Origin of the sequence: Actinophytocola gossypii (genome assembly GCF_025165815.1) — a bacterium.
GTDB lineage: Bacteria > Actinomycetota > Actinomycetes > Mycobacteriales > Pseudonocardiaceae > Actinophytocola > Actinophytocola gossypii.
This window is the reverse complement of record NZ_JAFFZE010000028.1, coordinates 40,431-63,267: the sequence shown is the minus strand read 5'-3', so window position 1 is coordinate 63,267 and position 22,837 is coordinate 40,431. Positions and strand designations below refer to the sequence as shown.

Annotated in this window: 19 protein-coding genes; 3 read left to right on the top strand and 16 right to left on the bottom strand. The window is 72.3% G+C overall.

The annotated features are described in order from the left end of the window. Positions 1–10 precede the first annotated feature (10 nt). The 11 genes from JT362_RS32545 to JT362_RS32495 form a co-directional block, all read right to left on the bottom strand. Entirely contained in the window at positions 11–2,584 is a 2,574-nt protein-coding gene (locus JT362_RS32545) for a glucosidase family protein (protein ID WP_260195720.1), read from the bottom strand. Then, positions 2,584–3,423, bottom strand: coding sequence for a carbohydrate ABC transporter permease (locus JT362_RS32540; protein ID WP_260195719.1), 840 nt, complete (start codon positions 3,421–3,423; stop codon positions 2,584–2,586). The genes JT362_RS32545 and JT362_RS32540 overlap by 1 nt, the downstream gene beginning before the upstream one ends. After that, the gene (locus JT362_RS32535; protein ID WP_260195718.1) at positions 3,420–4,400 is read right to left on the bottom strand and encodes a carbohydrate ABC transporter permease; all 981 of its coding nucleotides are present in this window, start codon (positions 4,398–4,400) and stop codon (positions 3,420–3,422) included. Before JT362_RS32535 ends, JT362_RS32540 begins: the two co-directional genes overlap by 4 nt. 67 nt (positions 4,401–4,467) lie before the next feature. Then, positions 4,468–5,763, bottom strand: coding sequence for an ABC transporter substrate-binding protein (locus JT362_RS32530; RefSeq protein WP_260195717.1), 1,296 nt, complete (start codon positions 5,761–5,763; stop codon positions 4,468–4,470). A gap of 499 nt (positions 5,764–6,262) precedes the next feature. Beyond that, a complete protein-coding gene (locus tag JT362_RS32525) occupies positions 6,263–7,252 on the bottom strand; it encodes an SMP-30/gluconolactonase/LRE family protein (RefSeq protein WP_260195716.1) in 990 nt (329 codons plus the stop codon). Between the two features lie 39 nt (positions 7,253–7,291). Beyond that, entirely contained in the window at positions 7,292–7,954 is a 663-nt protein-coding gene (locus tag JT362_RS32520) for a histidine phosphatase family protein (protein ID WP_260195715.1), read from the bottom strand. After that, positions 7,954–9,006: a phosphotransferase family protein gene (locus JT362_RS32515; protein WP_260195714.1), complete on the bottom strand. Its 1,053-nt coding sequence runs from the start codon at positions 9,004–9,006 to the stop codon at positions 7,954–7,956. Before JT362_RS32515 ends, JT362_RS32520 begins: the two co-directional genes overlap by 1 nt. Then, the gene (locus tag JT362_RS32510; RefSeq protein ID WP_260195713.1) at positions 9,003–9,800 is read right to left on the bottom strand and encodes an SDR family oxidoreductase; all 798 of its coding nucleotides are present in this window, start codon (positions 9,798–9,800) and stop codon (positions 9,003–9,005) included. Before JT362_RS32510 ends, JT362_RS32515 begins: the two co-directional genes overlap by 4 nt. Beyond that, positions 9,797–11,005, bottom strand: a complete 1,209-nt coding sequence (locus JT362_RS32505; RefSeq protein WP_260195712.1) for an acyl-CoA dehydrogenase family protein — start codon at positions 11,003–11,005, stop codon at positions 9,797–9,799. Before JT362_RS32505 ends, JT362_RS32510 begins: the two co-directional genes overlap by 4 nt. Before the next feature lie 118 nt (positions 11,006–11,123). Beyond that, the gene (locus tag JT362_RS32500; RefSeq protein ID WP_260195711.1) at positions 11,124–12,314 is read right to left on the bottom strand and encodes a S8 family peptidase; all 1,191 of its coding nucleotides are present in this window, start codon (positions 12,312–12,314) and stop codon (positions 11,124–11,126) included. A gap of 449 nt (positions 12,315–12,763) precedes the next feature. Beyond that, positions 12,764–14,344 carry an acyl-CoA synthetase gene (locus JT362_RS32495; RefSeq protein WP_260195750.1) on the bottom strand — a complete coding sequence of 527 codons (1,581 nt, stop codon included), beginning with the start codon at positions 14,342–14,344 and terminating at the stop codon, positions 12,764–12,766. A gap of 189 nt (positions 14,345–14,533) precedes the next feature. On the opposite strand from JT362_RS32495, the gene JT362_RS32490 reads away from it, so the two are divergent. Beyond that, positions 14,534–16,189: a bifunctional 3'-5' exonuclease/DNA polymerase gene (locus tag JT362_RS32490; protein ID WP_260195710.1), complete on the top strand. Its 1,656-nt coding sequence runs from the start codon at positions 14,534–14,536 to the stop codon at positions 16,187–16,189. A gap of 4 nt (positions 16,190–16,193) precedes the next feature. On the opposite strand, the gene JT362_RS32485 is transcribed toward JT362_RS32490, so the two are convergent. From JT362_RS32485 to JT362_RS32470, 4 genes are read right to left on the bottom strand one after another with little or no spacing between them, the layout of a single operon-like run. Beyond that, positions 16,194–17,354 (bottom strand): lactate 2-monooxygenase, encoded by a 1,161-nt coding sequence (locus JT362_RS32485; RefSeq protein ID WP_260195709.1) that lies wholly within the window; start codon positions 17,352–17,354, stop codon positions 16,194–16,196. A 15-nt stretch (positions 17,355–17,369) separates the two neighbouring features. Continuing rightward, positions 17,370–17,975: a hypothetical protein gene (locus tag JT362_RS32480; protein ID WP_260195708.1), complete on the bottom strand. Its 606-nt coding sequence runs from the start codon at positions 17,973–17,975 to the stop codon at positions 17,370–17,372. Positions 17,976–18,011: 36 nt separating this feature from the next. Next, complete coding sequence (locus tag JT362_RS32475; protein WP_260195707.1) at positions 18,012–19,025, bottom strand: tetratricopeptide repeat protein; 1,014 nt, start codon at positions 19,023–19,025, stop codon at positions 18,012–18,014. 21 nt (positions 19,026–19,046) lie between these two features. Continuing rightward, positions 19,047–20,285 (bottom strand): NAD(P)/FAD-dependent oxidoreductase, encoded by a 1,239-nt coding sequence (locus JT362_RS32470; RefSeq protein ID WP_260195706.1) that lies wholly within the window; start codon positions 20,283–20,285, stop codon positions 19,047–19,049. A gap of 161 nt (positions 20,286–20,446) precedes the next feature. Here JT362_RS32470 and JT362_RS32465 point away from each other — a divergent pair, with 161 nt between their 5' ends. Continuing rightward, on the top strand, positions 20,447–20,644 hold the full coding sequence (locus tag JT362_RS32465) for a hypothetical protein (RefSeq protein WP_260195705.1): 198 nt from the start codon (positions 20,447–20,449) through the stop codon (positions 20,642–20,644). A 5-nt stretch (positions 20,645–20,649) separates the two neighbouring features. Here the strand turns inward: JT362_RS32465 and JT362_RS32460 are convergent, their stop codons facing one another. Next, the gene (locus JT362_RS32460; RefSeq protein WP_260195704.1) at positions 20,650–22,128 is read right to left on the bottom strand and encodes a glutamate-cysteine ligase family protein; all 1,479 of its coding nucleotides are present in this window, start codon (positions 22,126–22,128) and stop codon (positions 20,650–20,652) included. Positions 22,129–22,184: 56 nt separating this feature from the next. Here JT362_RS32460 and orn point away from each other — a divergent pair, with 56 nt between their 5' ends. Continuing rightward, on the top strand, positions 22,185–22,790 hold the full coding sequence (gene orn, locus JT362_RS32455) for an oligoribonuclease (RefSeq protein ID WP_260195703.1): 606 nt from the start codon (positions 22,185–22,187) through the stop codon (positions 22,788–22,790). Positions 22,791–22,837: the final 47 nt, after the last annotated feature.

The window sequence follows — 22,837 nt, the reverse complement described above, 5'->3', positions numbered from 1 at the left end:
CGCGCTCCGCCTAATCGAACGTCACCTCCAAGGTCCCGTCGCCGCGCACGTCGGCCCGGACCTCGACCCCGCGGGTCGTCCCGACCGTCCGGTAGGCGATCACTCGACCGTTGTACCTCACCTCGGCCGGCCGGGTCCCGGCGGGAAGGACGGCGCCGACGGTGAGGTCGGCCCGCACGCGGTGCAGGTCGGTGGACACCGCGAGGCCGGCACCGGTGCGGCGGACCGACACGTCGACGGTGCCCCGGCCGACGCGGATGTGCCGGCCGGCGATCCGCTCCCGGTCCTCCGCCAGGTGCGGGACCACCGACAGCCGCCCGTTGCCGAGGTCGGGCGCGACGCCGAGGTGCTGGTGCACCACCGGCCACAGCACGCCGTACGCGCCCCACGCCTGCAACGACATCGAGCGGTCGTGGAACGGCCGGTCGATGTTCGCCACGAAGTCCGGCGACGGCGCCACCTCGGGCATCGCGCCCGGGGTCTCCCACACCGACGGGTCGAGCTGGATCCGGGCGTTGCCCCTGGTGTAGTGCCGCTGCTGCGCCAGGCGGCCGAAGTTGCCCTCGGCCACGGCCATCACCGCGGTGTTCAGCGAGTACGTCGAGCGCTCGCCGGGCACGGTCGACACCACGGTGTCGCACGACGGGCCCGGGTTGCCCTCCGGCGCGGAGGTCGGGCCCGAGCCGGTGTGGTACAGGCCGAACTCGCCCGTGTAGCAGTCCTGCTCCCGCCGCGCCAACGCCGTCGCGCCGTGCGCGGTCGAGGCCAGCGGGGCGCCGTCGGGCAGCTCGATCTCCATCGGCGCCACACCGGTCCAGTGCCGCTGGAACACCGGGCGGTTGTCGTTGGCCGGGTCTTCCGGGTCGTCGATGGACTCCGCGTAGGCGTCCGCGTCGCCACCGGCCCACCAGGTGTCCTCGAACCGCGCCAACAGACCGGCGGCGCGGTCGGACGCCCAGTTCGCCGTGGCGGTGTCGCCCTTGCTGGCGGCCAGGTCCGCGAGGTCGAGCAGGCCGCGCACGAAGTACGCGGCGCTGTCCAGCTTCTCCTCGCCCATGCCCGGCCGCTCGACGTTGCCGAGCCCCTCCGGCCAGCCGTCGCCGTCGGCGTCGAGGTGCTCGTCGACGTAGCGCAGGTTCCGGACCGCGAAGTCGTACAGGTCGTCGCGGAAGCGGTCGTCGCCGGTCCACCGCCACACCAGGGCGACAGCGCTCGGGAACTTCACCGTCTCGTCGGTGTTGCCCTGGTCGTCGTTCGCTCCGAAGTAGACGTCACCTGTGGACACCACTTCGTGCACCACCTTGCCGCTGCCGTCGTTGACGACCTCGGACACGTCGCGCAGCGCCCGCAGGTGCGCCTTGATCGGCTCGAACTGGCCGGCCGCCACGGCGGCGAACGCGGTGTACTCCCCGTCCGTGCCGAACAGCCACGGGTAGTCGGGGAACCCGGCGCCGAACCAGGTCGCCGACTCCAGCGTGCCGGCGGCCGGCGGATAGGCGCCGCCCTCGTCGGTGTCGCGCAGCTCCAGGTCGTGCGCGCGCTGCACCGAGTCGGCGAGGTTCTGCTTGCTCCACGCGACACTGCGCTGGAGCAGCCGGTCGCCCGGCAGGTCGACGACGGTGTTGCGCGCGACCCGGAGCCGGTCGGCGACCTTGGCGGCCAGCGCCTCGGCGGGGTGCCGGGACGCCCTGGCGTACTCCGCGCGTGCCTCGGCAAGCCCCTGGTCGGAGCCGGCGACGGTGAACCACACGGTGGTGGCCCGCCCCGGGCGCACCGGGATCGCGAAGTCCAGCCGGCCGCCGGTGCCGCGGCCGAACACCGAGTCGTCGCAGCGCGGCGGGGCGTCGCCGTCGGCCGGGCAGACCACGGCCGGGTCCTGCGGTCCCCGGTGGTCGTCGCCGAGCGCGTGCCCGACCGGGCGCGCGGAGGAGCCGACCACCGCGGCGTAGTCGTGCGCGCCGGTTCCGGGCGAGGTGCCGCGCTCGCGGAACGTGAGCCGGCCGTCGGCGTAGGAACCGGTGTCCGGCAGGTTGACCTCGGCGGCGCCGGGCGTGGTCCACCCCCACGGGTAGGCCGGCATCAGCTCGGAGTGCGCGTCCATGGCCAGCCGGACGGTGCGGCGGGTGTCCGCGCGCAGGGTCAGGCCGATGACCGTGGCCCGCGCGTCGTCCGGGGCGAAGTCGACCCGGTCGACCCGCACGCCGCCGGCCTCGCCGTAGTCGAACCGGTGGTAGCCCCAGCCGGCGGTGTACCGGTCGGCCGGGCGGTCGGCGCCGAGCCACCGGCCGTCGACGGCGAACCAGATCCCGTCGAGCAGCTTCACCGGCGGCGTCCACAGCCCGCCCATCTCGCCGCGGACGTGCCAGCCGGTGGCCGGGTAGAGCCCGTTCGCGTCGCCCATGGCGATCGTGCGCTCGCCGGTGACCAGCGCTCGCCGGTCACCCAGCCGGCTGGTCTCCGACAGCTCCGCCGCCCGTACCCGGTCCGGCCCGGCCGGCTCGGCGACCACCGGCGCGGTGAGCGTGCTCGTGGCGGCGGCGAGCACCGCCACGAGCACAGCAACCAGCACAGCGGCCCGGCGCACTACTTGACCCCGCCCGCGGTGAGCCCGGCGATGATCCGGCGCTGGAAGATCAGCACCACGATCACCAGCGGCACGGTCACGATCACCCCGGCGGCCATCTTCGTGCCGAACGGGCTGTCGAAGCCGGTGATGCCGGTGAACCGGGAGATCGCCACGGTGGCGGTCTGCATCTTCTCGTCGTTCACCATGGACAGGGCGATGATGAACTCGTTCCACGCCGCGATGAACGTGATGATCGCGGTGGTGAACATGCCCGGCGCGGCCAGCGGCAGGATCACCCGCCGGAAGGCCTGGCCCCTGGTCAGCCCGTCCACCATCGCGGCCTCCTCCAGCTCCTTGGGCATCTGCCGGAAGAAGGTGGCGAGCGTCCACACCGCCAGCGGCAGCGCGAACGAGAGGCTGGGCAGGACCATCGCCTGGTAGGTGTTGATCCAGCCGATCTCGGTGAACAGCTTCAGCAGCGGCACGATCAGCGAGATGCCGGGGAACATCGAGGTGGCGATGATGATCCCGGCCGCCGCGTTCTTGAACCGGAAGTTCAACCTGGCCAGCGTGTACGCGGCGAACGTGCCGACGATCAGCGTCAGCACGGTGGTGGTGCCGGCCACGACGAGGCTGTTCAGCAGCGACCGCCCGAACCCGACGTCCGGCCCGAACACGGCCTCGAAGTTCTCCAGCGACCACGTGCTGGGCAGCCAGCTGTTCTCGCCCTGCTCGTTGGGCCTGCGGAACGCCGAGACGACCATCCAGTAGAACGGCGCCAGGCAGTAGACGACGATGATCACGATGCCGAGCTGCAGCAGCCACCGCCGCCCGCGCGGGGTTCCCGTCCTGCTCATGCCGGCACCGCCTCCTTCCGGCGCTTCGTCTCCTTGCTCCGCACCCTCGCCTCACCGATCAGGTCCGCGCCGAGCAGCTTGACGAACGTGTACGCGATGATCGCTACGTAGAGGAACAACACCGTCGCGTAGGCGGCGGCTGGCCCGTATCTGACCTGGTTCGCCTCCTCGAAGGCCAGCATGGACAGCGTCTCCACCGACTCCTTGCGCGATCCGATCAGCACGTAGGGCAGGTCGAAGATCCGCAGCACGTCCATCACCCGGAACAGCACCGCCACCAGCAGCGCTGGCCGCACCAGCGGCAGCGTGATGCGCCAGAACTGGCGCCAGCCGGTGGCGCCGTCGACCTTGGCCGCCTCGTAGACGTCGTTCGGGATGACCTGCAGGCCGGCGAGCACCAGCAGGCCGACGAACGGCGCGGTCTTCCAGGTGTCGGCGATCAGCACCGCGAGCTTCGCCTGGAAGCCCTCGGTGGTCCACAGGATCTGGGTGTTGAGGATCTCGTTGGCGATCCCGTCCGCCTGGAAGATCCACTGCCAGAGGATGGCGGACATCGCGGTCGGCACCGCCCAGGGCACCAGGATGCTGGCCCGGACGAAGCCGCGGCCGCGCAGGGCGTGGTGCATCACCAGCGCCATCGCGATGCCGATCACCGTGGCGATGCCGACACCGACCACGGTGAAGAAGGTGGTGTTGAAGAAGGCGTTCCAGAACCGGCCGGCGGCGTCGCCGGTGAACATCTCCGTGTAGTTGTCGATGCCGACGAAGCGGTCACCCTCGACGACGAAGCCGCTCTCGTCGAGTCCGTCCTCTCTTCGGTACATCGACTCGCGCAGCGCGGAGATCAGCGGGTACAGGATGATCAGGGCCAGCACGATGAACGTGGGCGAGAGCAGCGCGGCGGCGAGCCTGCCGTGCCGCTGCGGACTGCTGGTCGCGTTGCCGCCGACTGCGGGCGGAAGTGTGGGCGCGGTCACGAGAACTCCGTTGTCCCAGGGGCGGACCAGGCCGGACGCACGCGCCCGGCCCGGTCGTGCTCGCCCCTTACTCCGCCGTCAGCTCTTCGAGCTCGGTCTGCAGGGTCGCGAGCGCGTCGTCGGTGGTCGTCTCACCGGTGATGGCGCCGTACGCGGCCTCCTGGATGGCGGCCGTCACGTCGCCGTAGCGCACGACCCTCGGCCGCGGCTCGGCGTTCTCGATCGACGCGAGCAGCGTCGGCAGGTACGGGAACTGGTCGACCAGCTCCTGCTCCTCGTACAGGGCCTGGCGCGTCGGCGCCTGCGAGGTGGCGAGCAGGTTGGAGCGCTGGGCCTCCTCGGAGGCGAAGAACTTGATGAAGTCCAGCGCGGTGGCCTTGTTCGGCGCGAACGAGGAGATCGCGAAGTTGTGCCCGCCCAGGGTGGACACGCCGGGGCCGTCCTTGCCGGGCAGCGGGGCCACGCCGAACTTGCCGGCCACCTTGGAGGAGCCGTCGGTGGCGCCGGCCAGCGCGTACACGTACGGCCAGTTGCGGAGGAAGACCAGCTGGCCGTCCTGGAACGCGCGGCGGCTCTCCTCCTCCTTGTAGGTGATGGCGGCCTGCGGGATCTGGCCGTTCTTGTGCGCGTCGACCAGGAAGTTCAGGCCGTCCTTGGCCTCCTGGGAGTCGACCGTCGGCTTGCCGCTCTCGTCGACGACGTGCCCGCCCGCGGACTGCACGGCCTCGGAGAAGTTGACCGTGAGGCCTTCGTACTTGTCGAACTGGCCCGAGTAGCAGCCCATGTTCTTGCCCTCGGGGAGCTTCTGCACCGCCTCGCACGCGGCGAGCATGTCGGCCCAGGTCTCCGGGGGCTCGACGCCCGCCTTCTCCAGCAGGTCCTGGCGGTAGTACAGCAGGCCGCCGTCGGAGTACACCGGCATGGCGTACATCCGGTCGCGGTACATCCCGGTCTCGACGGCCGGCTCGAGGAACTGGTCGAGCTCGAACTCCTCCTGGGGCAGCTCGACGATCCACCGGTTCGCCGCGAACTCGGCGGTCCAGATGACGTCGAGGTTGAGCACGGTGTAGGCGTCGGACTCGACCTGCGCGTTCTGGATCATCTGGTTGCGCTGGTCGTCGGCGGACTCCGGCAGCTCGGTGATCGTCACCTTCTCGTCCGGGTGGTCGGCGTTCCACTCGTCGACGAGCTTCTGCATGTTGCCCGAGGTGTCCTTGCCGGTCGCGAACGTGATCGGACCGCGACCCTCCAGAGCGGGCGCCGCACCACCGCCGCCTCCACCGCCGCCACCGTCACCGCCGTCGTCGCCACCGCACCCGGCGAGGGCGACCGCCGCGACGGCAAGGAGGGCAACGGTGCGCACCCTTGCTCCAGCACTCATCTCTGCTACTCCTGTCAATCCGTAACTGACCGCACCGCACCCGACACCTTTCGCGGACCCCCGTGGAAAGCAGGTGCTCAGTCAAGGTTTCCGCAAAAACGCGCGCGAAGATATCGCGACGCGAGCCGCACACGGGCGAACGCCGGCCAGCTGGCGGGTCCACCGTTGAGTCATCCTCGACTCCTCCAACCCGGTCCATTTCGGACCGGACATGTCGTTGCGGCTGCACAAAAACCGGTGGCACGAGGCCGCTTGATCGGTTAATGGCGGATTAGCCTGGACCAGCTCCAGCTTTGAAGTCAAGCCCCGTCCCGGGTCGTCGGCCAGAAGAGGAGCCGCGGGGGGACCGAACAGCCCACGGACACCGCCGAACGGCTCACCGGCACCGGTTCCGGGTGGACCCGCGACGGCCGTTTTCCCACCTGAACCGGTACGGGTCGCAGTTCGGCAACAATGCCGCGGCCGGTGGCAGGAAGCTGCCTCACGGCACCTCAAACCGGGCCACGGCGTGCTCGTTGAGGCTGCCGAGGTGCACGGTCCCGTCGACCTCGCGGACGCCGGTGACCATGTGGAAGTCAGGGCGGGTGCCGTGGAAGTCGTGCACCGTGCGGCCGGTGGTGCCGTCGACCGCCCGCACCCACACCACCCGCTTCTCCCGGAGCTGCAGCCGGTCCGGCAGTGCCCAGACGGCCTTGCGCACGGCCGGGTGCAGGCGGCTCACCAGGTCGAAGGCGGCGAGCCGCGCGCTGACCATGGCGATCCAGACCAGCCCGTCGGAGCCGGTGGCGATGTTGTCCGGGAAGCCGGGCAGCCCGTCGACCAGCGGCTCGGCCCGGCCCTGCCGCTCCCCGGTCAGCGGCACCCGGTCCAGCCGGTAGGCGCCGGTCTGGGCGACGACCACGGCGGACTCGTCGGGGACGAGCGCGACGCCGTTGGCGAAGTGGAGGCCGTCGAGGACCAGGTCGACGGTGCCGTCCGGGTCGCGGCGCAGCAGCCGGCCGGTGCCGCGGTGCTCCAGCAGGTCGGCCTTCCAGTGCACGAGGTCGAACCGGCTGGTGGAGTCGGTGAAGTACACGGTGCCGTCGGCGGCCACCGCGGCGTTGTTGCACACCCGCAGGCCGGGCCCGCGCTCGACCAGCACCTCGACGCCGCCGCCCGCCCGGTCGACCAGCAGCAGCCCGCGTTCGGCGTCGCAGACCAGCAGCCGCCCGTCCGGGTACAGCTCCACGCCCAGCGGCCGGCCGCCGGTGTCGGCGATCGTGTCCAGGCGCCTGCCGTCCGGGGTGAGCCGCAGGATCCGGCCGTCCTCCACGCCGGTGAACAGGTGCCCCCGTTCGACGGCGACGTCCTCCGGCCCGCGCCCGTTGACCGGCACGACGGTCAGCTCGGGCAGGGTGTCCCGCGCCGGCCGCGCCGCCCGCTCGCCCCTCGGCGGACGCCACACGACCGGATCGATGCTGGGACGACGCATGCTCCCTGCCTACCCTGCGGCGCGGGCCCGGGCAACAGCTCAGCGGTAGGTGAGCAGTTCGCGGCCGGCTCCCTCGAAGTGGGCGTGCTCGTTGTAGGAGAGCAGGCTGACCCCGGAGCGGCCGCTGACCAGCTTGGTGATGCTCGCGTTGGCCATCGTGCGGTTCATGGCCAGGAAGCCCTCCGGCGGCAGGTGCAGCAGCCGGGCACAGATCGCGCTGATCAGGCCGGCCGAGGTGAACACCAGCGCGGTCCCGCCGCGGGGCAGGGCGGCAAGTGCGTCGTTGACCGCGGCGAACGCCCCGCCGCTGAACTCCGCCCAGGTGCCGCTGGTGCCGACCCGCTCGTCGCCGGCGAGCCAGCGGGACAGCGCCTCGTCGAGCTGGGCCTGGAACCGGCGGGCCGAGCCGGCCAGGTCGGCCGGGTCGCCCTGGCCCTCGGGGACGAGCCCGAGGTGGTCGTACTCGTTCCACCTGGGGTCCTGGCCGACCTCGAGGTCTATCCCGGCGGCCGGCAGGCAGGCGGCCGCGGTCGCGAGCTGGCGGCGCAGCGTCCCCGACCACACCGCGTGCACCCGGACCTCGCGGCGGCGCAGCTCGTCGCCGAGCGCCTTGGCCTGCAGCTCGCCGACCTCGGACAGCACGTCGTAGTCGGCCGCGCCGAAGCTGGCCTGGCCGTGCCGGAGGAGGTAGATGGCGGCCATCAGCCGATCCCGGCGCGGCAGCGGTCGGCCAGGTACGCCGCGAACCGGCCGAAGTGCGCGAACGCCGGGTTGCTGGTCTGGCCGGCGCGGTACCGGTAGTAGATCTGCTGCATGATCACCAGCAGCCGGAACCGGCCGAACACCTCGTAGAACGCCCAGTTCGCCGCGGACAGCCCCATCTCGGCGCAGTAGTGGTCGACCAGCTCGGCCCTGGTCGGCATCCCGGGCAGGTGGGTCGGCTGGCGGCGCAGCAGCTGCGCGGTCTCATCGTCGTCGGCCTGGATCCAGTACGCCATGCTGCCGGCGAGGTCCATCAGCGGGTCGCCGAGGGTGGCCATCTCCCAGTCGAGCACGCCGACCACGTCCAGTGTGGACGTACCGTCGAGCACCACGTTGTCGAAGCGGAAGTCGTTGTGGATCACGCAGATCCGCACGTCGTCCGGGCGGTTCGCGGCGAGCCAGGCCATCACGTCGGCGCAGTCGGGCGCGTCGTCGGTCCTGGCCCTGGTGTAGCGCTCGTTCCAGCCGAGGACCTGCCGTTCGACGTAACCGGCGCCCTTGCCGAGGTCGGCCAGGCCGATCGGCTCCGGGTCGAGCCGGTGCAGCTCGATCAGCCGGTCGAACGTGCGGAACGCCAGCGACCGCGCGTCCCGCGGCGACAGCGTCATCCCGGCGGGCAGGTCGCCGCGCAGGATGACGCCCTCGATCCGCTCCATCACGTAGAAGTCCGAGCCGAGCACCGCCGGGTCGTCGCACAGCGCGAGCACGTTCGGCACGTACGGGTACACCGGCCGCAGCGCACGCTGCACCCGGTACTCCCGGCGCATGTCGTGCGCCGACTTCGCCTTCCGCCCGGCCGGAGGGCGCCGCAGGACCAGCTCCCGGTCGGCGTACCGCAGCAGGTACGTGAGGTTCGACGCGCCGCCGGGGTACTGGCGAACCTCCAGCAGCTCGCCCAGACCGTCCACGTGGGACTCGAGCCACGCGCCGACCGCGTCGGTGTCGAACGCGTCCTCCTCGCGCAGCGCACCCGGCTCGTCCAGCGCCGTCATCGATCCTCCCGTTCCACAGTGGACCGCAGTCGGGCCCAGTACGCGCGCACCTCGCGGTCGACGACCTTGGGCAGCCACCGCTTGAGCCGGATCGACCGGCGGGCGGCCGGGTGGGTGAGCACCAGGAACCGCCGGTCCCGCACCGCGTCGACGACCTGGCCGGCGACGTCGGCCGCGGTGACCTTCGAGGACGCCATCAGCTTGTCCATCACCTTCGCCACCGCGGGATCCGGGGTGCGGGTGCGCTCCCCCAGGTTCGTCCGGAAGTACCCGGGGCACACGACGGTGGTGTGCACCCCGTACGGCTCCAGTTCCAGGCGCAGGGTCTCGGAGAGCGAGATCACGCCCGCCTTGGTGACGTTGTAGGAGGCCATCGCGGGCAGGTTCATCAGCCCGGCGAGCGAGGCCACGTTCACGACGTGCCCGGCGCCCTGCTCCTTGAACAGCGGCACGAACGCCCGGCAGCCGCGCACCACGCCCTTGAGGTTGACCTCCCAGATCCAGTCCCAGTCCTCGACGGCGATCCGTTCGAACCGGCCGCCCGCGCCGACGCCGGCGTTGTTCACCAGCACGTCCAGGCCGTCCCAGGTGGACCGGCACCAGTCCACAGCGGACTCCCAGTCGGCGCCGGAGGTCACGTCGAGCGCGCGGGAGGTCTGGCCGAGCTCCTCGGCGACCGCGCCGGCGGCCGCCGGGTCCACGTCGGACACCAGGACCCGCGCGCCGGTGGCCGACCAGCGGGTCGCGAGCGCGCGGCCCAGCCCGGACCCGGCGCCGGTGACCAGGACCCTCACGAACGCTCCGCGAGCTCGTACCGCGCGACCAGGTTCAGGTGCACCTCGTCCGGCCCGTCCGCCAGCCGCAGCGACCGGGCGCCGGTGTACGCGGCGGCCAGCGGGAAGTCGTCGGACAGGCCGGCGGCGCCGTGCAGCTGGATGGCCATGTCGATGACCTCCAGCGCGGTGTTCGGCACCGCGACCTTGATCTGCGACACCTCGCTGCGCGCACCGGCCAGGCCCTTGGTGTCCAGCAGCCAGGCGGTGTGCAGGACGAGCAGCCTGGCCTGGTTGATCGCGATGCGGGCGTGCGCGATCCGCTCCCGGTTGCCGCCGAGGTTCGCCAGCGGCTTGCCGAACGCGACCCGGTCGGTGGCCCTGGCGCAGGCCAGCTCCAGCGCCTTCTCGGCCAGCCCGATCAGGCGCATGCAGTGGTGGATGCGGCCCGGCCCCAGGCGGCCCTGGGCGATCTCGAACCCGCGGCCGGGTCCGGCGATCACCGCGGAGAGCGGCAGCCGGACGTCGGTGAAGCTGACCTCGCCGTGGCCGAACGGCTCGTCCTGGTGGCCGAACACCGACAGCATCCGCTCGACCTTGACGCCAGGGGTGTCCAGTGGCACCAGGACCATCGAGTGCCGCTGGTACTTGTGCGCGTCGGGGTCGGTGAGGCCCATGAAGATGACGAACGCGCACTCCGGGTGACCGACGCCGGTGCTCCACCACTTGCGCCCGTTGAGGACGATCTCGTCGCCGTCGACCACCGCTGTGGCGGCCATGTTGGTGGCGTCGGAGGAGGCGACCTCGGGTTCGGTCATGCAGAACGCGGAGCGGATCTCACCGCGCAGCAACGGTTCCAGCCACCGGGAGCGCTGCTCGTCGCTGCCGTACTTGACGAGCACCTCGGCGTTGCCGGTGTCCGGGGCGTTGCAGTTGAAGACCACCGGGGCGAGCGCGGAGCGGCCCATCGCCTCGGCCAGCGGCGCGTACTCCACGTTGGACAGTCCGGCGCCGCCGTGCTCGGTGTCGGGCAGGAACAGGTTCCACAGGCCCTGGTCGCGGGCCCTGGCCTTGAGCTGGTTCACGATCGGGAGCACGACCCAGGGGTCCCGGCTCTCCCGGAGGGTGCGGTGGTAGTCGGCCTCGACGGGCTCGATCTCCGCACGGATGAAGTCACCGACACGCCGCAGGTAGTCGGCCGCCGTGGCCGAGTGCGAGAAGTCCACCTCCAGCACCCTAGGCCAAATCCGCGTCAGCGGGAGCCCCTCGCGCGCCAGGTCACGTTGGGCCGCGCGCACAAACGCCGCCCCCGGGAGGATCCCGGAGGCGGCGTCCGCGACTACCTCACTCGCCCACGTAGAGGAGCAGGTTGGGGGTGTCCCCGGTGGGGTTGGTGATCTTGTCGGGCGTCGCGGCCGTGGTCAGGCCCGTGGCCACGTCCGCCGGGGTGGCGTCCGGGTTGGCCGACAGGAACAGCGCCGCGGCGCCGGCCACGTGCGGGGAGGCCATCGAGGTGCCGGAGATCGTGTTGGTGGCACCGTCGTTCCAGGACGAGGTGATGTCCACGCCCGGGGCGTAGATGTCGACCAGCGAGCCGTAGTTGGAGAAGGAGGCCTGGGCGTCCGCGTCGTCCGAGGCGGCGACCGTGATGGCCGACTCGACCCGTGCCGGCGAGAAGCCGGACGCGTCGGCGGAGGAGTTGCCGGCCGCGACCGCGAAGGTGATGCCGGCGTCGATCGCGCCCTGGGTGGCGGCGTCGAGCACGTCGTCGGCCGGGCCGCCGAGGCTCATGTTGGCCACCGACGGGCCGCTGGCGTTCTGCGCGACCCAGTCGATGCCGGCGGCGACCTGCTCGGTGGTGCCGGAGCCGGAGTCGTCGAGCACCCGGACGCCGACGATCGACACGCCCTTGGCCACGCCGTACTCGGCGCCGCCGATGGTGCCGGCGACGTGGGTGCCGTGGCCGTGCCCGTCGGTCACGTCGTCGTCACCGTCGATGGCGTCGAAGCCGCCGGTGGCCCGGCCCTCGAAGGTCGGGTGGTCGACCATCACGCCGGTGTCCACGACGTAGGCGGTGACGCCGTCGCCCTTGTTGGCGTAGGTGTAGGAGCTGTCCAGCGGCAGGTCGCGCTGGTCGATCCGGTCCAGGCCCCACGACGGCGGGTCGGTCTGGGTGTCGGAGATGGTGAACTTCTGGTTCTGCTGCACGTAGGCGACCGACTCGTCCGCGGCGAGCCGCTTGGCCTCGTCCTCGCTCGCGCTGACCGAGAAGCCCTGGAGCGCGGCGGTGTAGGTGTGCCCGACCTTGGCGCCGTACTCGGCGGCGAGGCTGTCGGCCCGCGCGGACACGGCCGCCGACCGGATGTCGTCCTTGAGCACGACGATGTAGCTGTCGGCCACGGCGGCGTCGCTGTTCGCGAGCCGGATGGAGCCCTCCTGCGCCTGTGCGGGTACCGCGACGACGGCGGTCACTGCCGCCGCTGCTGCCGCGAAGCCCACGCCGGCGATCAGCCGGCCTCGACGATTGCGCGTCATGACGTTGTTGCCCTTCCTGTCCCCGACATTTGCGGGCGTCGACAAGACCAATTGGTGCCCCTGGAATTCGTCGCCACCCGATGTCATGCAACCCCCGGGTACAAACTTCGGGCAATGCTTGCCACTTGCCACAACTAGCCCAAACGGAGTAATCTCCCTAGCGCGACCGGGCCAGCGCGGATCCAGGCCGAGAAAGGTGTGTTCAGGAACACTACCGGCGGGTATGGCAGGCAGTCGCGGACGCCGCGACCGCCCTGAGCTGCGTGGATGACGCTGAGAAACCAGCCGGGCACGTCGATTCGGCAATATGCACGGGCAATGTTGCGATTGCCTGACGGTGAACTGGCGGGAAATGAAATTCGGCCTCCCACATTTCGAGAAGAAGGCCTTTCCGGCACCGACTCCCAACTATGGGGCCTTGCTCGAGAGATATTGGTGTGATAGAGGGCTCAGCCCAGTTCCGTCAAGCGGTCCTTGAGCAGCTTGCCGGTGGCGTTGCGCGGCAGCTCGCCGACGAAGACCACGTCGCGCGGGACCTTGTACCGGGCCAGGTTCGCCTTCACGTAGTCGCGGACCTGCTCGGCGTCCAGGCTCGCCGCCGGACGGAGCACCAGGTACGCCTTGAGCCGCTGACCGAACTCGTCGTCCGGCACCCCGGTCACCGCGGCCTCGGCCACCGCGTCGTGCTCCAGCAGGAGGTTCTCCACCTCGCCGGGGAACACGTTCTCGCCCCCGGAGACGATCATGTCGTCGTCCCGGCCGTCGATGAACAGCCGGCCCTGCCGGTCGAAGTGCCCGACGTCGCCACTGGCGAGCAGGCCGTCGAGGACGTCCTTGTGCCGCCCGTCGGTGTAGCCCTCGAACGACAGCACGCTGCCGACGAACACCCGCCCGACGACGTCCGGCTCGGTGATCCGGTGGCCCGCGTCGTCGTAGAGCGCGACCCGGCAGCCCACCGGCGCGTGGCCGACGGTACCCGGCGCGGCCCGCCAGTCCGCCGGCGTCGCCACCGTGGCCACCGCGACCTCGGTCGACCCGTACAGGTTGTGCACCACGTCGCCGAAGGCCTCGGTGGCCCGGTTGCCCAGCTCGGGCGGCAGCGCGGAGCCGGCGCAGAACACGATCCGCAGGCTCGACGTGTCGTACCGGCCGAGCACGCCGGGACCGAGGTCGAGGATCCGCCGGAGCATGGTCGGGATCAGCACGAGCGCGGTCGCCCGGTTGTCCTGGACGGCGCGCAGGGTCTCCTCGGGGTCGAACCTCCGCCGGACCACGACGGTGGAGCCGAGCGCGAACGAGATCAGGAACTGGGAGAGCCCGGTGCCGTGGAACAGCGGCGCGGCGAGCACCGTGGCCTCCCCGACCCGGAGCGGGATCCGGTCGAGGAACTGGGCGACCGCCAGCGGGGACTTGACCTGGCGCGGGGCGCCCTTGGGGGTGCCGGTGGTGCCGCTGGTCAGCAGCACGAGCCCGCCCGGCCGCGGCGGGTTGGGCAGCGGGCGGTCGTCGGTGCCGGCGATGAGTTCGTCGAGGGTGGTCCGGTCCGGCGTGCCGTCGACCCAGGCGAGGAACTTCGGCGGATCACCGTCGACGGCGTCGACCAGGTCGCTGAACTCCTGGTCGTGCACGATCGCGGAGACCCGCTCCCGGCGCGCGACGTCGACGAGTTGGGGACGGGCGAACCCGGTGTTCATCAGCAGCAGGCGGGCACCGAGCTTGCCGGCGGCGACCATGGTGTCGACCGCGCCGCGGTGGTCCCTGGCCAGCAGTGCGATGACCGAGTCCGGCCCGAGCCCGCGGGCGGCGAAGGCTCTGGCCAGGGCGTTGGAGCGGGTGTCGAGCTGGGCGTAGGTGAGGGGGCCGAGCTCGTCGACCAGCCCGAGCGCGGTGCCGTCCCGGCCGGCCGCGACCCGCGCGGCGCCGGCGATGGGGCCGAGCTGGCGCAGCCGGAGCAACGAGACCAGGGCGAGGTCGGGCCGGGTGAGCGGCACCATGCCGGACCGGCGGATGACGTCGAGGCCGCGCACCATCGTCGGCACCCACGTGGCGGCCTTCCGGGCCCGGGACAGATAGGTCGACACCCACCCGAACCTACTCGAGAGTTAACTAACGGTCCACCGCACCGCGTGCCGGAACTGTCGGTGGGCCGGCGCACGCGACGCGGCAAGACGGCGCGCCCGCGAACCGGAACTGTCGGTGGGGCGGCGCACAATACGTCCATGCAGGTCGTGGTGGTGCCGGGGGTGGACGGTGCCGGCCGGGTGCGGGTGCTCCCGGCCGGCGCCGACACGGCCGTGCCCGACCTGGCGGCGTGGGTCCGCGCCACCGAGGCCGAGCACGCGCCGCGCTGGGTGCTGCCGTCTGCCGAGACCCTCTACCCGGACCTGCTCGCGGCGGGTGTGCCGCTCGCCCGTTGCCACGACCTCGCGCTCGCCGAGGGCATCCTGCTCGCCCACGCCGGCACCCCCGGCCGCCCACGCAACCTGGCCGCGGCCTGGGCCAGACTGCACGGACTCGCCGAGCCGGACGACCCGCCACCGGCCGCGCGCGGGGAGCAACCCACCCTGTTCGAGACGTCGCGGGAGCCGCTGCCGGCCGGCGCCGACCCGCTGGAGGCGGCCGCACGGGTGTACGCCGACCAACTGCGGCGGATCGAACAGACCCCGCGTCCCGACCGATTACGTCTGCTGGTGGCCGCCGAGTCGGCCGGAGCACTGGCCGCCGCCGAGATGCGCCACCACGGGCTGCCCTGGCGGGCGGACGTACACGGCGACCTGCTGACCGAGCTGCTCGGTCCGCGCCCGGCACCGGGTGCCCGCCCGGCGGTGCTGGCCGGTCTGGCCGAGGAGATCACGGCGGCGTTCGGCCTGGTCGGCGCACCGGAGAACCGGCAGGTGAACCCGGACAACCCGGCGAGCGTGGTGCGCGCGTTCGGCCGGGCCGGCATCGACGTGCCGTCGAGCCGGGCGCACGTGCTGCGGGAGATCGACCACCCCGCCGTCGCGCCGCTGCTCCGCTACAAGGAGCTGGCCCGGCTGTGGGTGGCGAACGGCTGGACGTGGCTGGACTCGTGGGTGCACGGCGGCCGGTTCCGCCCCGAGTACGTGGTGGGCGGCGTGGTGTCCGGCCGCTGGGCGACCAGGGGCGGCGCCGCGCTGCAGCTGCCGCGCGCCCTGCGCACCGCTGTCCGGGCCGACCCCGGCTGGTCGCTGGTGGTGGCCGACGCCGCGCAGCTGGAGCCCCGGGTGCTGGCCGCGCTGTCCGACGACCGCGGCCTGGCGGAGGTGTCGGCGGGCGTCGACCTCTACACCCGCCTGGCCGAGGAGGCCTTCGACGGCGACCGCCAGCACGCGAAGATCGCCATGCTCTCGGCGATGTACGGCGGCACGTCCGGCGGCGCCGGCCCCCTGCTGGCGACCCTGCGCCGCCGGTTCCCCCAGGCCGTCGAGTACGTCGAGCAGGCGGCCCGGGCCGGCGAGGAGGGTCGGATCGTCCGCTCCCGCCTCGGCCGCACGTCCCCGCCCCCGAGCGAGTCGTGGCGCGACCTGATGGGTTCCGGCGACGAGTCCCGCTCCCGCCGAGCCGCCCGCGACTGGGGCCGCTTCACCAGGAACTTCGTGGTCCAGGCCAGCGCCTCCGACTGGGCCCTCACCGTCCTGGCCACCCTCCGCCGCCGCCTCGCCGGCACCGAGGCCCACCTGGTCTTCTTCCAGCACGACGAGGTCCTGGTCCACTGCCCCACCGACCTCGCCCCCCAGGTCACCAAGGAGGTCACCGCCTCCGCCGAGGAAGCCACCGCCCTGGTCTTCCCCGACACCCCGGTCCTCTTCCCCCTCCAGGCCACCCCGGTAACCGTCTACGCCGACGCCAAGTAACGGGTCAGGCGTGCCAGAGGGAGTCGGCGGAGAGGCCGGCCGGGGAGCGGTTGCCGGAGAGGGCGAGCGTGAGGTCGAGGTCGGCCAGGACACTGCGCAGCACGTGCCGGACCCCCTCCTCACCGGCGAGGCCGAGCCCGTACACGAACGGCCGGCCGAGCAGCACCGCGTCGGCGCCGAGGGCGAGGGCCTTGACGATGTCCGCGCCCGTTCGGATGCCGGAGTCGAACAGCACCGCCATCCGGTCCCCCACCGCGGCGGCGATCCCCGGCAGCACGTCCAGCGACGCGACAGCACCGTCGACCTGCCGGCCGCCGTGGTTGGACACCACGATGCCGTCCATCCCCGCGTCGCACGCCCGGCGCGCGTCGTCGACGTGCTGGATGCCCTTCAGCACGATCGGGCCGTCCCAGTGCTCGCGCAGGAACGGCAGCTGGTCCCACCGCTTGTCGGTACCGGTGAACATCGGGATCCACCGCAGGATCGCCGACTGCGGGTCGTCCTCCGGCGACGCCGTCAACCCAGCGCGGAACGCCGGGTCGGAGAACGGGATCGCGGTGCCGACGCCGCGGATGAACGGCAGGTACGCCTGGTCGAGATCGGTGGTCCGCCAGGCCAGCGTCCACGTGTCCAGCGTCAGCACCAGCGTCGAGAACCCGGCCGCCTTGGCCCGCGACAGGATGCTCACCGTCACGTCGTTGTCGTTGGGCCAGTACAACTGGAACCAGCGCGGGCCGTCCCCGTTGGCCTCCGCCACCGGCTCGATCGGGTGCGACGCCGCGGTGGACAGGATCATCGGCACCCCGAGATCACCCGCGGCCCGCGCGGTCGCCAGCTCCCCGTCCTGGTGCACGATCGACTGGGCACCGACCGGCGCGAGCAGCACCGGCGCCGGCATCCGCGTGCCAAGGACCGTGGTCGACAGGTCACGCGCCGTGGCGTCGGTGAGCATCCTCGGCACGATCCGCCACCGGTCGAACGCCTCGCGGTTCGCCCGGACCGTCGCGTCCGACCCGGCACCCCCGGCGACGTACCCGAACGGCCCCGGCTCCAACGCCTCCCGGGCGGCCGCCTCGAGCGCGGTGCCGTCGGTGGTGAACCGGGGCAGTCGGCCGCCGAGGCCCTGGAGGTAGATCTCGTTCTGGTACCCGCCGAAGGTCGTCATGGAGCCGAGTCTGCCTCAGCCCCGCGGACCGAACTGCTGAGGTGCCGGCGGGAACTGCGGCACCCCGCCGGGCGGCGCGGGCTGCTGCGGCGCAGGCGCCGTCTGCGGCGCGAACTGCGGCCGGCCGAGCACGGGATCCGCCTGGGCCGGACCGGGGCCCTGCGGCTGGAACGGCGGCTGACCACCCGGAGCGAAACCCGCTCCCCCGGCGCCCGGCCCGCCGGCCGCCGGCGGCTGACCACCCGCGCCGAAGCCCTGACCACCGCCGAACTGTGGACCACCCGGCGGCGGCTGCATCCCGGCGAATTGGGGCTGCCCCGGCGCACCGGGCATCGGCTGCCCGCCGGCGAACGGCGGCTGTCCCGGCCCACCCGGCGGCATCCCTGGCGGCGGCCCGAAACCGCCCTGCTGCGGCGGCCCGGCCGGCTGTCCAGCGGCCGGCTTCTCCTTCATCACCCCGAACTTGATCACCAGGATCGCCACGCCGACCGCGCCGAGCACCAGCCCGAGCACCGGCTGCATCGGCTCCGCCCACATCAGCAGTCTGAACTGGACTGACGTGAAGTGCAGCAACGCCGAACCCAACCCCAGGACCGCGAGGATCCCGCCCAACCTGACCATGAGTCTTTCCCCTCCACCCCGAACGATGGCGGCACCCTAGCGACTACTCGCCCAGATCCGCCAGAGTCCGAACCAACAGATTCCGGCCGCGACCACGCCACTGCCGAGCGCTACCGCGAGCACCGGCAGCGACCCGAATCCCAGTACCACCAACAGGGTCCACCCGAGCATCGCCAGCACCGCGACCGCGACCAACCCTACCGACACCGCCACCAGCGGCTCCCGTGTGGACAGTTCGCGCGCAGGCACCCGCGCCCGCGCCGGCAGTCCGAGCCATCCGCGCCACCCCAGCAGCGCCACGAACACCACGACCCCGAGCCCGAACCACGCCAGCGCCCGGCTCGGCGCCGGATGCCCGGCCACCATCCCGACCAGCGCACCGACCGCCACCCACGCGCCGAGCCGGCGCGCCACGAGCAGCAGCGCCACCCGCTCCGCCCGCCCGAACCTCGTCCGCACCCGCAGCGTCGCCGCCGGCCGTCTCGGGTCCGGCGCCGGGCGGGCGGCGAGCCGGGCCAGCTTGGCGGCCACGTCCTCGTTGTCGGGGTCCAGCGCGCGGGACTCGCGGTAGGCGTCCTCGGCGGCGTTCCACTCGTGCGCGAGCATCGACGCGTCGCCGAGCACCTCGTGCGTCCTCGGCTCGGCCGGCGCCAGGTCGACGGCCGCCCGCGCGGCCCGCACCGCCGCGCGCGGTGAGTCGTGGCCGAGTGCCTCGGCGAGCGCGACGTGACACCGCCAGTCCTCCTGGTCCCTGCGCACCGCCTCGCGGGCCGACACCACGGCCTCGTCGTGCCGGCCAAGCTCCACCAGGGCCAGGCTCGCCAGCCGGTGCGCCCACGACCGCTCGCCGAGTACGATCGCCCGCTTCGCCGCGGCCAGCGACTCGCCCGGCTCGCCCGCGTCCAGGTGCGCGGCGGCCAGCCGGCACCAGGCCGTCGGATGCTCCGGGAACTCCTCGAGCACCGGCACGAGCATCGCGATGGCCGAGCGCGGCCTGCCCTGCGCGGTCAGCAGCTCCGCGCGCACCAGCACCGAGTCGATCGAGCCCACGTCCGCCCCTCCCACCTGGGGCTACCCCATCACGTCGGCGAGGTCGCCGGCAACGAGCTTCGCCGGGTCGACCCGGGCGCCGCTGTCGACGAGCGCGGCCAGCGCGTCGCCGTCGTCCCACATGTTGACGTTCATCGCGGCCCGCACCGCGCCGTCGCGCAGCCAGAACGCGGTGAACTCGCGTGCGGCCGGGTCGCCGCGGACCACCAGCTCGTCGGTCGTCGGGTCGGCCAGGCCGCGGAACTCCATGCCGAGGTCGTACTGGTCGGAGAAGAAGTACGGGCTCGCGGTGTACGGCTCGTGCGCGCCGAGCAGGTTGGCGGCGACGTGCGCGCCCTGGTCCTTGGCGTTGGCCCAGTGCTCGACCCGCACCCGGCCGCCGTACCGGGGGTGGGTCTGCGCGGCGATGTCCCCGGCCGCGTACACGTCCGGGGCCGAGGTGCGCAGGCCCTCGTCGACGGCGACCCCGCCCGGGTAGGCCAGCTCGAGCCCCATCGCGTGCGCGAGCTCCACCCGGGGTGCCGCGCCCACCGCGACCACCACCACGTCGGCCGGCAGCTCGGTGCCGTCGGCCAGCGCCACCCCGGTGACCGTGCCCTCGCCCGTGCCCTCGCCGAGGAAGGCGTTCACCCCGACGCCCAGCCGCCAGGCCACGCCGTGCTCGGCGTGCAGGTCGCGGAAAACGCCGCCGATCCGGTCGCCGAGCACGCGGTGCAGGGGCAGCGGCAGCGGGTCGACCACGGTGACCTCGGCGCCGTGCGTGCGCGCGGCCGAGGCGACCTCACAGCCGATCCAGCCGGCGCCGACGATCACCACCCGGCGGCCCTCGGTCAGCTCGGCGCGCAGCGCCCGGGCGTCGTCGAGGGTGCGCAGCGTGCGCAGACCGGCGAGCCCGGCGCCGGGCAGCAGGTCGAGCCGGCGCGGCGCGGAGCCGGTGGCGAGCAGCAGCCGGTCGTACGGATGCACGGCGCCGCCCGCCTCGACGACCTCGCGGTCGCCCGGCCGGATCTCGGCGACCGTGGTGGACAGTCGCAGGTCGACGTCGTGGTCGGCGTAGAACGACTCGTCGTGCACCCAGTCCGGGTCGGTCGTGTCGCCGAGCAGGATGCCCTTGGACAGCGCCGGGAGCTCGTACGGCCGGTGGGTGTCCTGGCCGAGCAGCAGCACCTGACCGGTGAAGCCCTGTTGGCGCAGGGTGCCTGCGGCGGTGGCGCCGGCGAGTCCCGTGCCGACGATCACGATGCGGTGCGGTTCGGCCATTCGGATCATGCCCTTTCGCGAACAATGCGTGGATTTCGGAGAATGTGGCGAACACCCGTCACAGCTGAGCGATCATGACGTCCAATGGGTATACGGCGCCCGCGCGGGCGGAGTTCAGCAGCTTCAGCGGTGAAGGTCGGCAACGGCCGGAGGATGGGATAGTGAACAACCACAGAGAGTGGTCGGTCACGTGTCGGGACGTCGCCGGGCGGCGTCGCGATCTCACGGTGTTCGTCCGGCAGGGACGCGTCGTGCTGGTCGCCCCGCCGGGCGAGACGGCGGTGCTGGCCCCGCTGGACGTCGGCCGGCTGCGCGCGGCGCTGCGCGACGCCATGCTGGACGCGAAAGCCGAGGACTGAGCACCTCACACGCCCGGCCAGGTGTGCACCGGCTCGTTGCTGTGCATGTGGCTGGCGTAACGCCGGGTCATCTCGCGCAGCGCCTGCTCCCGGCTCACCGAGGTGGTCTCCTCCAGCGCGTGCACGGTGTCCACCTGCCACGCGGCACCGTTGCGGCCGCTGATGCACCGCTTCTCGACGACGCCGAGCAGGCGGTCGCGGTCGGCCGCGTCGACCCCCCAGGCGTCCAGGCCCTGGTGGGCCAGCGGGAGCAGCCGGCGCAGCACCAGCTCGGTCACCGGCACCTCGCCGATGCCCGGCCAGTACACCCGGGCGCCGATGCCGTCGCGGGCGGCGGCGTGGAAGTTCTCCTCGGCGGCCGAGAAGCTCATCTGCGTCCACAGCGGACGCTCCTGGTCCACGAGCGCGCGGACCAGGCCGAAGTAGAGGGCGGCGTTGGCCATCACATCCACAACGGTCGGGCCCGCCGGCAGGACACGGTTCTCCACCCGAAGGTGTGGCCGCCCGTCCACGACGTCGTAGATCGGGCGGTTCCAGCGGTAGATCGTGCCGTTGTGCAACCGAAGTTCACTCAGTTGAGGGGTCTCGCCCCGGGCGAGCACCTCGGCGGGGTCCTCGTCGTCACACAGCGGCAGCAGCGCGGAGTAGTACCGGACATTCTCCTCGAACAGGTCGAAGATCGACGTGATCCAACCGTCACCGAACCACACCCTCGGCCGCACGCCCTGCGCCTTCAGCTCCTCCGAGCGGGTGTCGGTGCTCTGCTCGAACAACGCGATCCGGCTCTCGGCCCACAGCTGCTTGCCGTAGAGGAAGGGGGAGTTCGCCCCGAGCGCGACCTGGATGCCGGCGACGATCTGGCTGGCGTTCCAGAACTGCGCGAAGTTCTCCGGCGCGACCTGGAGGTGGAACTGGACGCTCGTGCAGGCGCTCTCCGGCGCGATCGTGTCGGCCTGCGTGACCAGCCGTTCCTCGCCGGTGATGTTGATCTCCAGGTCCTCGCCCCTGGCGGCGAATATCTGCTCGTCGAGCAGCTTGTAGCGCTGGTTGGCGGAGAGCGTGTGCTCGCCCATGTGCTCGGGCCGCAGAGTAGGCAGGATGCCGATCATCACGATGTGCGCCCCGGACGCCCCGGCCTTGCGGTCGGCAGCGTTGAGGCTGGCCCGGACGCTGTCCTCGAACGCGGCCAGGCCGGCCGGGCCGAGTTCTCGGGGCAACATGTTGATCTCGATGTTGAACCGCCCGAGCTCGGTCTGGAAGGCCGGGTCGGCGATGGCGGCCAGCACGTCGTCGTTGCGCATGGCCGGGTCGCCGGCCGCGTCGACCAGGTTGAGCTCCACCTCGAGGCCCGACATCGGGCGCTCGGCGTCGAACCGGGACTCGGCCAGCATCTGCGCGAACACGTCGAGGCACTGGCGGACCTTCTGCCGGAACCGCTGCCGGTCCGCGCGCGTGAACTCGGTCCGCTCGACATCCTTGCCCATCGGCCTCGCCTCCGGTTCCGAGATCGAACAAGCGTACCCGGGCTAAGCTGCGTCGGGTGACGGACAACCTGGTCTGGATTGACTGCGAGATGACGGGCCTCGACCTGGCCAAGGACGCCCTGATCGAGATGGCCGTGCTCGTGACCGACTCGGAGCTGAACATCCTCGACGAGGGGCTGGACGTGGTCATCCACGCCGAGGACGCCCTGCTGGACGGGATGCTCGACGTGGTGCGCGACATGCACGCCGCCTCCGGCCTGACCGAGGCTGTGCGCGCGTCGACGGTCACCCTCGACGATGCGGAGAAGCTGGTGCTCGACTACGTGCGCCGGTTCGTGCCGGAGGCCAGGACCGCGCCGCTGTGCGGCAACTCGATCGCCACGGACCGGGGTTTCATCGCGAGGGACATGCCCGCGCTGGACGGGCACCTGCACTACCGGATGATCGACGTGTCGTCGATCAAGGAGCTGTGCCGGCGGTGGTACCCGAGGATCTACTACGCGCAGCCGGGCAAGGGCCTTGCCCACCGAGCGCTGGCCGACATCCACGAGTCGATCCGTGAGCTGCGGTACTACCGGGGCACCGCGTTCGTCGCGCCGCCCGGGCCGACGAGCGAGCAGGCCAAGGCAGTGGCCGATACCCTGGTCACGCCCGACAGGTAACCGATTGCGGGCCCCGTCGGGCCGCACGTTAGGATGTTCCCGACCAC